General features: G+C 68.6%; 8 protein-coding genes. 4 read left to right on the top strand and 4 right to left on the bottom strand.

What is annotated here, in order from left to right; translation table 11 throughout:
- The first annotated feature begins 87 nt into the window (after positions 1-87).
- Positions 88-1,482, top strand: a complete 1,395-nt coding sequence (locus L1Z78_RS03580) for a peptidoglycan DD-metalloendopeptidase family protein (protein ID WP_234640186.1) — start codon at positions 88-90, stop codon at positions 1,480-1,482.
- 112 nt (positions 1,483-1,594) lie between these two features.
- On the top strand, positions 1,595-2,737 hold the full coding sequence (locus tag L1Z78_RS03575) for an anhydro-N-acetylmuramic acid kinase (RefSeq protein WP_234640185.1): 1,143 nt from the start codon (positions 1,595-1,597) through the stop codon (positions 2,735-2,737).
- A gap of 74 nt (positions 2,738-2,811) precedes the next feature.
- Here the strand turns inward: L1Z78_RS03575 and L1Z78_RS03570 are convergent, their stop codons facing one another.
- The 4 genes from L1Z78_RS03570 to L1Z78_RS03555 form a co-directional block, all read right to left on the bottom strand.
- Entirely contained in the window at positions 2,812-4,110 is a 1,299-nt protein-coding gene (locus tag L1Z78_RS03570; RefSeq protein WP_234640184.1) for an NCS2 family permease, read from the bottom strand.
- 174 nt (positions 4,111-4,284) lie between these two features.
- Positions 4,285-6,711 carry a xanthine dehydrogenase molybdopterin binding subunit gene (xdhB, locus tag L1Z78_RS03565; RefSeq protein WP_234640183.1) on the bottom strand — a complete coding sequence of 809 codons (2,427 nt, stop codon included), beginning with the start codon at positions 6,709-6,711 and terminating at the stop codon, positions 4,285-4,287.
- Position 6,712: 1 nt separating this feature from the next.
- Positions 6,713-8,332: a xanthine dehydrogenase small subunit gene (gene xdhA / locus L1Z78_RS03560; protein WP_234640182.1), complete on the bottom strand. Its 1,620-nt coding sequence runs from the start codon at positions 8,330-8,332 to the stop codon at positions 6,713-6,715.
- 169 nt (positions 8,333-8,501) lie between these two features.
- Complete coding sequence (locus L1Z78_RS03555) at positions 8,502-9,449, bottom strand: LysR substrate-binding domain-containing protein (RefSeq protein WP_234642084.1); 948 nt, start codon at positions 9,447-9,449, stop codon at positions 8,502-8,504.
- Positions 9,450-9,610: 161 nt separating this feature from the next.
- Here L1Z78_RS03555 and L1Z78_RS03550 point away from each other — a divergent pair, with 161 nt between their 5' ends.
- Together L1Z78_RS03550 and L1Z78_RS03545 are read left to right on the top strand one after the other, a co-directional pair.
- Positions 9,611-11,347, top strand: a complete 1,737-nt coding sequence (locus tag L1Z78_RS03550) for an IlvD/Edd family dehydratase (RefSeq protein WP_234640181.1) — start codon at positions 9,611-9,613, stop codon at positions 11,345-11,347.
- A 65-nt stretch (positions 11,348-11,412) separates the two neighbouring features.
- Positions 11,413-12,405 (top strand): Bug family tripartite tricarboxylate transporter substrate binding protein, encoded by a 993-nt coding sequence (locus tag L1Z78_RS03545; protein ID WP_234640180.1) that lies wholly within the window; start codon positions 11,413-11,415, stop codon positions 12,403-12,405.
- Positions 12,406-12,424: the final 19 nt, after the last annotated feature.

The raw sequence follows: 12,424 nt of genomic DNA, 5'->3' as shown, positions 1-12,424 counted from the left end.
CCTATCCGCACCGCAGAGCGCGGACTTGTTGCCCGTCTGGAGCGCGTATCCCGCCACGGTGAAGCCCACGCATGTTCATCCACGCGGATGCGCGCGACCCAAGGACTCAATGTTGTGAAATATGGCTTGAAGCATGCAGGCGGTGCCCTTGTTGCGCAACTGACCACCGTGATCCAGCAACACCCCAAGCGTGTCACCGCGGCACTGGCAGCCATCTTGCTCACGGGCGGCGGCGGCGCCTTCGCCGTGGCCAATCTGGGACCCGATCCGGCGGACCTGCCGGTGCGCATGCTGTCCACGCCCGTGGAGTCGCTGGCCGAGGGACAGACCCTGGCCGAGCTGACCGACAGCATCCAGGGCATCTCCCTGTACCGTTCCGAATACACGCGCGGCAGCGACACCGCCGAAACCCTGCTGCAGCGCCTGGGCGTGGCGGATCCGGCTGCCGCGGCCTTCATGCGCGGCAATGATCAGGTGCGCCAGCATGTGCTGGGCCGCGCGGGCCGCCTGGTGACGGCAGAGACCACGCCCGACCACCAGCTGTCCCAGCTGACCGTGCGCTGGGCGCCCGACGAGGACGGCAGCTTTCGCCGCCTCGTGGTCGAGCGCAGGAACAACGAGCTGAGCGCCCGTGTCGAGACCGGTCAGCTGACCGCATCCCCCCGCCTGGCAGGTGGCGTGATCCGCAGCTCGCTGTTCGCCGCCACCGATGCCGCGGCCATCCCCGATTCCGTGGCCATGCAGATGGCCGACATCTTCCAGGGCGACGTGGACTTCCGCCGCAGCCTGCGCAAGGGCGACCGCTTCTCCGTGGTCTATGAATCGCTGGAAGCCGATGGCGAGCCGCTGCGCGCGGGCCGCGTGCTCAGCGCCGAGTTCCACAACAACGGCAAGGTCGTCCAGGCCATGTGGTTCCAGGATGAAGGCAAGGCCAAGGGCGACTACTACACGCTGGACGGCAAGAGCCGCCGCCAGGCCTACCTGACATCTCCCGTGGAGTTCTCGCGCATCAGCAGCGGCTTTGCCATGCGCATGCACCCCATCCACAAGACCTGGCGCGCCCACCTGGGCACGGACTTCGCCGCCGCCACGGGCACCAAGGTGCGCACCGTGGGCGATGGAACCGTCTCGTTCGCCGGCGTGCAGAACGGCTACGGCAACGTGATCTTCGTGGACCACGCCAACAACCACACCACCGTCTACGCCCACCTGAGCCACATCGGCGTGACGCGCGGCCAGCGCGTCGAGCAGGGCGACATCATCGGCAACGTGGGCTCCACGGGCTGGGCCACGGGCCCGCACCTGCACTTCGAATTCCGCGTCAATGGCGAGCACCGCGACCCGCTGACCATCGTCCAGGCCACCGACGCCGCCCGCCCGGTCTCCAAGGCCGGTCGCGCGGCCTTCGACAAGCTGGCTGCACAGATGCGCATCGAGCTGCAGGCCTCGAACGAGGCATTGGCCCTGGCCAGCGAGCGCTGAACATCGCTGAGCCACCGCGCCCCTCCAACAAAGGCTGCCTCGGCAGCCTTTGTCGTTCCGGGCACTTGCCTTTGTGGGCATCCGACCCGTGCCGCGCGGCTACCATTGCCCCATGACCCACGCTGCACCCGCCTCTGTCGCCCACCGCTACTGCATCGGCCTGATGTCCGGCACCTCGCTGGACGGAGTGGACGGCGTGCTGGTGGATTTCTCCCAGGGCACCCAGGTGCTCTGGCACGCCAGCCGTGGCTTTGATGCCGGACTGCGCGCCGAACTGCTGGCCTTGAACCGGCCCGAGGGCCACGACGAGCTGCACCGCGCCGCCCTGGCCGCCAACGGTCTGGCGCGCAGCTATGCCGAAGTGGTGGGCGAGCTGCTGGCATCCACCGGCATGGCGCCAGGCAACATCGCCGCCATCGGCGCCCATGGCCAGACCGTGCGCCACCGCCCGCAGATGTTCGACGGCACGGGCTACACGCTGCAGCTCAACAGCCCCGCCCTGCTGGCCGAGCTCAGCGGCATCACGGTGGTGGCTGACCTGCGCAGCCGCGATGTGGCGGCTGGCGGCCAGGGTGCGCCACTGGTACCGGCCTTCCACCAAGGCGTGTTCGGCCGGTCTGGCCAGACCGTGCTGGCGCTCAACGTCGGCGGCATCGCCAACCTCAGCGTGCTGGATGGCGATGGACAGACGGTGCTGGGTTTCGACTGCGGCCCCGGCAATGCGCTGATGGACGGCTGGTGCCAGGCCCACACGGGCCAGCCCTACGACGATGCAGGTCGATGGGCGGCCATGGGCAAGGTCCTGCCCGCCTTGCTGGACAGGCTGCTGGCCGAGCCCTTCCTGCACAAGCCGCCGCCCAAGAGCACGGGTCGCGACCTGTTCCATGCCGACTGGCTGGCCGGCCACCTCGCCGCCTGCGCGGCCGATGCGGCCCCGGCCGATGTGCAGGCCACGCTCACCGAATTCACGGCCCACGCCTGCGCCGAGGCCGTGCAGCGCTTCGGACGTGGCGGCCGCGAGCTGCTGGTCTGCGGCGGCGGCGCCTTCAATGCCCATCTGATGCAACGCATCGCCGCCCTGCTGCCCGGGGTGGCCGTGGACACCACGGCCGCGCGCGGCCTGCCACCGCTGCAGGTGGAGGCCGCCGCCTTCGCCTGGCTGGCCCGCCAGGCCCTGCTGGGCCTGCCGGGCAATCTGCCTGCCGTCACGGGCGCGCGCGGCCCGCGCATCCTGGGCGCCATCTACCCCGCATAGCCTCTCCTGGCAAAAAAAGGCCCGTGCAAGGCATCGCTGCCAGGCACGGGCCCCCACCATGCATCGCTGCGGTATCAGCCGCCGATATACACAAACTTGAAGAGGAAGACGCCTCCGATCAGCCACACCATCCAGTGCACTTCCTTGGCACGGCCCGTGAACAGCTTGAGCACGGCATAGGTGATGAAGCCGAAGGCCAGGCCATTGGCCACCGAGTAGGTGAAGGGCATGAGCAGGGCCGTGACGGCGGCGGGGATGGCCTCGGTGGTCTCGCCCCATTCGATCTCCGTCAGCTCCTTGAGCATCAGGCAGGCCACGAAGAACAGCGCGGGCGCCGTGGCATAGGCGGGCACGACACCGGCCAGCGGCGCCAGGAACAGGCAGCACAGGAAGAGCACGGCCACGGTCAGCGCCGTCAGGCCCGTGCGGCCGCCGGCCTGCACGCCGGCCGCGCTTTCCACGTAGGCGGTGGTGCTGGAGGTGCCCAGCAGCGAGCCCGCGAAGATGGCGCCGCTGTCGGCCAGCAGCGAGCGGTTGAAGCGCTGCATGCGGCTGGGCACCAGCAGGCCCGCGCGCTTGGCCACGCCCATCAGCGTGCCCGTGGCATCGAACAGCTCGACCAGGAAGAACACCAGCACCACGTTCAGGATGCCGCCCGTCAGCGCCGACTTGATGTCCAGCTGCAGGAAGGTGGGCGCGATGGAGGGCGGCGCCGAGAAGATGCCCTTGAACTCGTTGCCCGCGAAGAAGAACGAGGCGACGGTGACGGCCACGATGCCGATCAGGATGGCGCCCGGCACCTTGAGACGGTCCAGCACGACGATGATCAGAAAGCCCAGCGAGGCCAGGATGACCTCGGGCTTGTGCAGGTCGCCCAGCGTCACATAGGTGGCCGGAGAAGCCGCGACGATGCCCGCGCTCTTGAGCGCGATCAGTGCCAGGAACAGGCCGATGCCCACCGTGATCGCGATGCGTATGGACTGCGGTATGCCCTTGATGATCAGCTCGCGCAACCCGAACAGCGTCACCAGCAGGAACAGGCAGCCCGAGACGAAGACCGCGCCCAGCGCGGCCTGCCAGGTGAAGCCCATGTGCAGCACCACCACGTAGGCGAAGTAGGCGTTCAGTCCCATGCCTGGCGCCAGCGCGATCGGGTAGTTGGCGTACAGCGCCATGATGGTCGTGCCCAGCGCCGCGATCAGGCAGGTGGCCACGAAGACCGCCCCCTTGGGCATCCCCGCATCCCCCAGGATCGAGGGATTGACGAAGATGATGTAGGCCATCGTCAGAAAGGTCGTCAGGCCCGCGACCAGCTCGGTTCTGATATTGGTGCCGTGCTCGCTGAGCTTGAACACCCGTTCCATCCAGTTCATCGCAATTGTCTCCGTGTTGTTTTCGCATGCGGGGCGCAACGGTTGGAAAGCGCCCGGGGTTGTGTACCGGCTGTCCGGGCCGACACAGGGCATGGCACCCTGTCGGGCGGCCATGGACTTCGGTGCGCGCATCGCTGCGCGCGGATTCATGAATGGATGGTGGCGACGGCCCGCTCAGCCCCCGACGGCCTGCACGGCCTCGATCGCGCGCAGGATGGACTCGGGCGTGGCCGGCGACTGCAGCGGCGGGTTGCTGCGGTGGCCGCCCGCGGCCGAGACGGCATCGCGGATGGCGAAGAACACCGAGAACGGCAGCAGCAGCGGCGGCTCGCCCACGGCCTTGCTGCGGTGGATGGAGTCCTCGAAGTTGTCGCCCTCGAACAGCCGCACGTTGAACACCGGCGGGCAGTCGTTGGCCGTCGGGATCTTGTAGGTGCTGGGTGCGTGCGTGGTGAGCTTGCCGCTTTGCGGATGCCAGACCAGCTCCTCGGTGGTCAGCCAACCCATGCCCTGGATGAAGGCGCCCTCGACCTGGCCCACGTCCACGGCCGGGTTCAGCGAGCGGCCCACGTCGTGCAGCACGTCGGCGCGCAGCAGCTTGAACTCGCCCGTGAGCGTGTCCACCACCACCTCGCTCACGGCCGCGCCGTAGGCATAGTAGAAGAAGGGCCGGCCCTGCATGGTGTCCTTGTTCCAGGACAGGCCCGGCGTGGCGTAGAAGCCGTCGGACCACAGCTGCACGCGCTCGATGTAGGCCTCGCCGACCACGGTCCTGAAGTCCAGCACCTTGCCGTTGACATGCACCTTGTCGTTGGCGAAGCGCACCTCCTCGGCCCGGCCGCCATGGCGCTCGGCGGCGCAGGCGGCCAGGCGCTCGCGGACCTGGCGGGCCGCATCCTGGGCCGCCTTGCCGTTGAGGTCGGCGCCCGTCGATGCCGCCGTGGCCGAGGTGTTGGCCACCTTGGTGGTGTCGGTGGCCGTGACGCGCACGCGCTCGAAGCCCACGCCCAGCTCGTGCGCCACGACCTGGGCCACCTTGGTGTTCAGGCCCTGGCCCATCTCGGTGCCGCCGTGGTTCACGAGGATGGAGCCGTCGTTGTAGACGTGGACCAGGGCGCCGGCCTGGTTGAAGTGCTTGACGTTGAAGGAGATGCCGAACTTGAGCGGCGTCAGCGACAGCCCGCGCTTGAGCACGGGACTGGCGGCGTTGAACTCGGCAACGGCCTCGCGGCGCGCGCGGTAGTCGCTGCAGGTCTCCAGCTCGGCCACCAGCTCGTGGATCACGTTGTCGGTCACGACCTGGCTGTAGGGCGTGACATTGCGCTCGCTTTTGCCGTAGAAGTTGACGCGGCGCACATCGAGCGCATCGCGTCCCAGCTCGCGCGCCACCGTCTCCATGATGTTCTCGATGGCGATCGCGCCCTGCGGGCCGCCAAAGCCGCGGAAGGCCGTATTGCTCTGCGTATTGGTCTTGCCCGAGTAGCCGTGCATGGACACGTCGGGCAGCCAGTAGGCGTTGTCGAAGTGGCACAGCGCGCGTGTCATCACGGGGCCGGACAGATCGGCCGAGTGCCCGGCGCGCGAGACCATGGAGATCTCGGCGCCCAGGATGCGGCCTTCGTCGTCGTAGCCCACCTCGTAGTCGTACCAGAAGCAGTGGCGGCGGCCCGTGATCATGAAGTCGTCATCGCGGTCCAGGCGCAGCTTGACGGGCCGGCGCAGCCGCGTCGCGGCCACCGAGGCCACGCAGGCGAACAGGGCCGACTGCGACTCCTTGCCGCCAAAGCCGCCGCCCATGCGCCGGCACTCCACGTGCACGGCATGCGCGGCCACGCCCAGCGCATGGGCCACGAGGTGCTGCATCTCGCTGGGGTGCTGGGTGGAGCAGTGCAGGTGCACGGCGCCGTCTTCCTTGGGGATGGCGTAGCTGATCTGGCCTTCCAGGTAGAACTGCTCCTGGCCGCCCACGTAGAACGTGGACTTCAGGCGGCGCGGCGCGTTGTCGATGGCGCGACGCGCGCCCCCTTCATGGGTGCTGCGCGCCAGGTGCATGGGCGGCAGCACGTACTGGCCCAGCGCGTGCGCCTGCTGCGGCGTGAGCACGGGCGGCTCGGCCGTGATGTCGGCCGCCGCCTTGGCCTGGGCCGCGGCCAGGCGCGCGGCCTCGCGGGTTTCGGCGATCACGGCGAACAGCGGCTGTCCCAGGTAGCGGATCTCGCCGCTGCACAGGATGGGGTCGTCGTGGATGATGGAGCCGCAGTCGTTGACGCCGGGAATGTCCTCGCCCGTGAGCACCTCCACCACGCCGGGCATGGCGCGGATGGCGTCCAGCTTCAAGGCATTGAGCCGGCCGTTGGCCACGGGCGACAGGCCCAGCGCGCAGTGCAGCGTGCCGTCCAGCTCGGGCAGGTCGTCGATGTAGGCGGCCTCGCCCGCCACATGCAGGTGGGCCGATTCATGCGGGCGGCTGATGCCCACGCGCTGGCCCTGCTGGTGGGCGCTGGCCTCGGCGCCCTCGTCCACGCGGAAAGCCGTGTTCTTCAGGTAGTGGGCAAAGGCTTCGTTGGAATGCAGCAGTGCGGGATCGATGGGACGGTTCATATCAGGCTCCTTGCACTGCGGCATGCGTCACATGCGGCATCACGCTGAAAACACTGGTGGCTTGACTGGGCAGCGGCTGCTGGGGACGGGTTTCCAGCCACAGGCGCTGCAACAGGTTCTGCGCCACCTTGAGCCGGTAGTCGGCACTGGCACGCATGTCGGACAGGGGCTTGAAGTCCTGGGCCAGCGCGGCCTGGGCGGCCTTCACGGCCGATGCATCCCAGGGCTGGCCCACGATGGCGGCCTCGGCCAGCGCCGCGCGCTTGACCACGGCGGCCATGCCGCCAAAGGCCAGCCGTGCCGACTTCACCACCTCGCCATCGAGTTCGATGGCCATGCCGGCGCACAGCGCCGAGATGTCGCAGTCAAAGCGCTTGCTGATCTTGTACGCCCGTGTCTGGCGCCGCGCGGCGGCCAGCGGCACGGCCAGGGCCTGCACGAACTCGCCGGGCTCGAGTTGGTTCTTCATGTAGTCCAGATAGAAATCGGGCAGCGGCATGCGGCGCACGCGCGCGCCCTTGCGCAGCTCGATCTGCGCATCCAGAGCCATCAGCACCGGCGGCGAATCGCCAATCGGCGAGCCGTTGGCCACGTTGCCGCCCATGGTGCCCGCATGGCGTATCGGCAGGGAGGCAAAACGCAGCCAGACATCGGTCAGGCCCTCGAAGCGCTGTGCCAGCGCGGACCAGGCGGATTCGAGCGAGGCACCGGCGCCGATGTACAGCTCGCCGCCTTCGAGGCTGGCTTCGCCATGCCGCTCCTCGACACGCTTCATCTCGGCCACGTCGCCCACGTAGACGATGTCGCCCAGGTCACGGAACTGCTTGGTCACCCACAGGCCCACGTCGGTGGAGCCGGCCAGCAGGCGCGCGCCGGGCTTGGCCTCGCATTGCGCCGCCAGCCCGTCCAGCGTGCGCGGTGCATGGAAGCTGTCCACGCGCCCGCCCCGGGCGGCATTGGGCGCGGCGTAGTCCAGGCCGGCATCCGCGGACCGCAGGCCCTCGAGCGCCTGCACCACGGGCGCGGTGGCCATGCGCGTGGCGGGCAGGTCGAACATGCGCTGACCCGCATCCAGGATGGGACGGTAGCCCGTGCAACGGCACAGGTTGCCCGACAGCTCGTCGGCCAGCTGCTGGCGCGAGGGGCGCGTGCCGGCCTGCTGGTGGTGCTCGTAGGCCGACCACAGCGACATCACGAAGCCCGGCGTGCAAAAGCCGCACTGCGAGCCATGGCAGTCCACCAGGGCCTGCTGCACGGGATGCAGCTGCGCCTCGGCAGGCTTGCCCGCGGCACAGGACGGCCGGCCAGCGCACTGTCCCTTGACATCCTCCACCGTGAACAAGGCCTTGCCATGCAGCGTGGGCAGGAACTGGATGCAGGCATTGACGGTCTGCAATTGCAGGCCGCCCACGGCATCCTGCGCCCCCTCCTCGGCCAGCTCGGCGATCACCACGGTGCAGGCGCCGCAGTCGCCCTCGTTGCAGCCTTCCTTGGTGCCGGTGCAGCGTGCTTCACCGCGCAGCCAGTCGAGCACCGACCGCGTGGGATGCTGGCCGCTGACCTCGACGACCTGGCCTCGATGGTAGAAGCGGATGGGTTGGGAACGGGGGCTCTGGCTCATGCTCGTGGGGCAACTGCTGGTGCGTGGACTATTCGATGCACCCGAGATTACGTCCAGCCCCGGTCAAACGCATAAGAGGGCTTCGATATCTCCTATGCGGGCTGCCATATATTCTTGCGAAAAACAAGGGTAAACCCGCAAATCATGCATGAATTCCTGCAACCCAGGTTCAAAAAGCTTCGCCGCCCAAGGCCTGGCCAGCCTCCCGCAAGGCCGCGTGCAGGCGGGCCGCGGCGGGTGAGGGCAGGCGGTCGTTGCGGGTGATCAGGCCGTAGTCGTCCATCTGGCAGGGCATGGGCAGGGGCAGGATGGCGACCAGGCCACGTTCTGCGTAGTAGCGTGCCACGTCGGCGGCCAGTACGGCGAGCATGTCGCTGCGCTCGAGCAGCCGCGTGATGAACAGGGGCGCCGAGGTTTCGACCACGCTGGCGGGCGGCCGCAGGCTGTCGCGCTGGAACATCAGCTCGAACCGATGGCGCAGCACCGAGCCCAGCGGCGGAACGATCCAGGTTGCAGCGTCCAGTCCCTCCAGCGCCAGCGGTCCGCCCTCCAGTAGGGGATGGCCGGGCCGCGCCACGGCATTGACGGGCTCGAAGGTCAGCGGCTCATAGTCCAGCCCCAGCTTGTCGTGCTCGGCCGACAGGCGCCCTATGACCAGGTCCAGCCGATCCTGGGACAGGCGCTCCAGCAGCACATTGCTGCTCTCCACCTCGACGGTCACGTTCAGGCGCGGCCACTGGCGCTTGAGCCCGGCCACCACGTCGGGCAACAGGCGCACGGCGGGCGAGGTGATGGCGCCCACACGCACATGGCCGGCCTGCCCTTCCCGTATGCCGGCGATCTCGTCGTGGGCCTGGTCCAGGCTCTCGACCAGCAGCCGCGCGTGGCGGATCAGCGCCTGGCCGTATTCGGTAGGGCGCACGCCGCGCGGCAGGCGCTCGAACAGGCGCACGTCCAGCAGTTGCTCCAGCTCGCGCAGCATCTTGGAGGCCGCGGGCTGGGTCATGGCCAGCACCTCGGCCGCACGGTGGATGTTGCCCTCGTCGGCCAGGGCCACGAGCAGCAGCATGTGGCGGGTCTTCAGGCGCGAGCGCAGGTACCAGTGCCCCTGGTTCATGGCATTCATAGGGTTCCCTCGGATACTGAAATCGATATCAAAACAGGCCGTCTTTTCATTGGAAGGATAACAAGCGCTTATCTACAGTAGTGCATCCCGGCTCCTTTGTTCCGCCGCGCGGCGGGCGGAGCCCTCCCCTTTCCCCGATGACCCGCTCCGCGATGAACGACAAGCAAAAGCCCAGGCTCCGCTCCGCCGACTGGTTCGGCACGAACGACAAGAACGGCTTCATGTACCGCAGCTGGATGAAGAACCAGGGCCTGCCCGGGCATGTGTTCGACGGCCGCCCTGTGGTAGGCATCTGCAACACCTGGTCCGAGCTGACGCCCTGCAACGCCCATTTCCGCAAGCTCGCCGAGCACGTCAGGCGCGGCATCTACGAGGCCGGCGGGTTTCCGGTCGAGTTCCCGGTGTTCTCCAATGGCGAGTCCAATCTGCGCCCCACGGCCATGCTCACGCGCAACCTGGCCGCCATGGATGTGGAGGAAGCCATCCGGGGCAATCCCATCGATGCCGTGGTGCTGCTGTGCGGTTGCGACAAGACCACGCCGGCGTTGTTGATGGGCGCGGCCAGCTGCGACGTGCCCGCCATCGTGGTCTCGGGCGGGCCCATGCTCAACGGCAAGCTCGACGGCAGGAACATCGGCTCCGGCACGGCCGTGTGGCAGCTGCACGAGTCGCTGAAGGCCGGCGAGATCGACCTGCACCAATTCCTTTCCGCCGAGGCCGGCATGTCCCGCTCGGCCGGCACCTGCAACACCATGGGAACGGCCTCCACCATGGCCTGCATGGCCGAGGTCCTGGGCACCAGCCTGCCGCACAACGCTGCCATCCCGGCCGTGGATTCCCGCCGCTATGCGCTGGCCCACCTGTCAGGCCAGCGCATCGTGGAGATGGCCCGCGAAGGGCTGACGCTGTCCAGGGTGCTGACGCGCGAGGCCTTCGAGAACGCCATCCGTGCCAATGCGGCCATCGGCGGCTCGACCAATGCCGTCATCCACCTCAAGGCCATCGCGGGCCGCATGGGCGTGCCGTTGGCACTGGAGGACTGGACACGCGTGGGCCAGGGCATGCCTACCCTTGTGGACCTGATGCCTTCGGGGCGCTTTCTGATGGAGGAGTTCTACTACGCCGGCGGCCTGCCCGCCGTGTTGCGCCGCATGGGCGAGGCCGGCCTGCTGCCGCACCCGCAGGCGCTCACGGTCAATGGGCACAGCCTCTGGGACAACGTCAAGGATGCGCCCCTGCACGACGACGAGGTCATCCGTCCGCTGCAACGGCCGCTGATCGCAGACGGCAGCATCCGCGTGCTGCGCGGCAACCTGGCACCGCGCGGCGCCGTGATCAAGCCCTCGGCCGCCACGCCCGCACTGCTCAGGCACCGCGGCCGCGCCGTGGTGTTCGAGAACCTGGAGCACTACAAGGAGCGCATCGTGGACGAAAGCCTGGATGTGGATGCCGACTCGGTGCTGGTGCTCAAGCACTGCGGCCCGCGCGGCTATCCGGGCATGGCCGAGGTGGGCAACATGGGCCTGCCTCCCAAGCTGCTGCGCCGCGGCGTCAAGGACATGGTGCGCATCTCCGACGCACGCATGAGCGGCACGGCCTACGGCACGGTGGTGCTGCACGTGGCGCCCGAGGCCGCGGCCGGCGGCCCGCTGGCCATGGTGCGCGACGGCGACTGGATCGAACTCGACAGCGACGCGGGCCGCCTGCACCTGGACATTGCCGAGGATGAGTACCGGCGCCGCATGGCCGAACTCCGGCCCAACGAGGCTCCGGCCGATGGTGGCTACCGGCGGCTGTACGTCAGCCACGTGCTGCAGGCCGACGAGGGCTGCGACCTGGACTTCCTGGTGGGCTGCCGTGGCGCGGCCGTTCCCCGGCACTCGCACTGAGCCCGCGCACCGAGTCCCACGCGACCAGGACCCAGACACCACCCTGCATCCACCGGGAGACCACCGTGACCTCGATTTCCAGACGCCAGCTTCTCAGCACCGCCACGACGGCCTGCGCCACCTGCGCGCTCGCGCCACTGGCCGTTTCGGCCCAGGCCACCTGGCCTTCCAGGCCGGTCTCGCTCGTCGTCGGCTATCCGCCGGGCGGGCTGACCGATGCCGGCGCACGCTTCGTCACGCAGGGCATGTCCTCGGTGCTGGGTCAGTCGGTGGTGGTCGAGAACCGGCCCGGCGCATCAGGCAACATCGGTGCCAGCGAGGTGCTGCGGGCCAATGACTCCCACAAGCTGCTGGTGGCCAATACCAGCCTCACCATCAATCCACACACCTTTGCCACGCCCTCGCCCAACCCGCTGGACTTCACGCCCATCGGGCTGATCCTGGAGTCCCAGTTAGTGCTGTGCGTGCACCCGGCCTCTCCCGCGAAGGACCTGGAGCAGTTCCGAGTCTGGGTCGAGGCCGGGACCCGGGCTGGCGGGTTCAGCTATGCCAGCGCCGGCAGCGGCGGCAACACGCATCTGGCAATGGAGCTGCTGCGTGAGCGCGCCGGCCTGCCCATGATGAACCAGGTGCCCTACAAGGGCAGCGCACCGGCCATCCAAGACGTGGTGGGCAATCAGGTGCCCTGCATCGTGGACGCGGCCTCGCTGCTGATCCCCTTCATCACCACAGGCAGGCTGCGCCCCATCCTGGTCACCGGCGCCGCGCGCCTGCCAGCCCTGCCGGACGTGCCCACGGGCACCGAGCTGGGTCTGAAGGACTTTCTGGTCACCGTCTTCGTCGGCCTCTGGGGCAAGCCCCGGCTGGAGCCCGAGATCGTCCGCGCCGCCAATGCGGCCCTGAACACAGCCACCGCAGCGCCTGCCGTGAGCAGCGCTATCGCCAAGAACGGCGACATGGTCGGTGGCGGTTCGCCCGAGCGGCTCGACCAGCTGACCCGAGACAACTACCGGCTCTGGGGTGAAATCGCCAGGAAGAACCGCATCCGCGCCGGCTGATCGGAATGCGCCATGGCTG

The sequence above is a fragment of the Delftia tsuruhatensis genome, from assembly GCF_903815225.1.
In the GTDB taxonomy this organism is placed as follows: Bacteria; Pseudomonadota; Gammaproteobacteria; order Burkholderiales; family Burkholderiaceae_C; genus Comamonas; species Comamonas tsuruhatensis_A.
Note: the sequence above shows the minus strand (reverse complement) of the source record. Positions and strands in the feature narration are given on the sequence as shown.

Coding starts and splice junctions, on each gene's coding strand:
- L1Z78_RS03580 (WP_234640186.1), top strand. CDS start 88: ATGCGCGCGACCCAAGGACTCAATGTTGTGAAATATGGCTTGAAGCAT.
- xdhA (WP_234640182.1), bottom strand. CDS start 8,332: ATGAGCCAGAGCCCCCGTTCCCAACCCATCCGCTTCTACCATCGAGGC.
- L1Z78_RS03555 (WP_234642084.1), bottom strand. CDS start 9,449: ATGAACCAGGGGCACTGGTACCTGCGCTCGCGCCTGAAGACCCGCCAC.
- L1Z78_RS03550 (WP_234640181.1), top strand. CDS start 9,611: ATGAACGACAAGCAAAAGCCCAGGCTCCGCTCCGCCGACTGGTTCGGC.
- L1Z78_RS03575 (WP_234640185.1), top strand. CDS start 1,595: ATGACCCACGCTGCACCCGCCTCTGTCGCCCACCGCTACTGCATCGGC.
- L1Z78_RS03570 (WP_234640184.1), bottom strand. CDS start 4,110: ATGAACTGGATGGAACGGGTGTTCAAGCTCAGCGAGCACGGCACCAAT.
- xdhB (WP_234640183.1), bottom strand. CDS start 6,711: ATGAACCGTCCCATCGATCCCGCACTGCTGCATTCCAACGAAGCCTTT.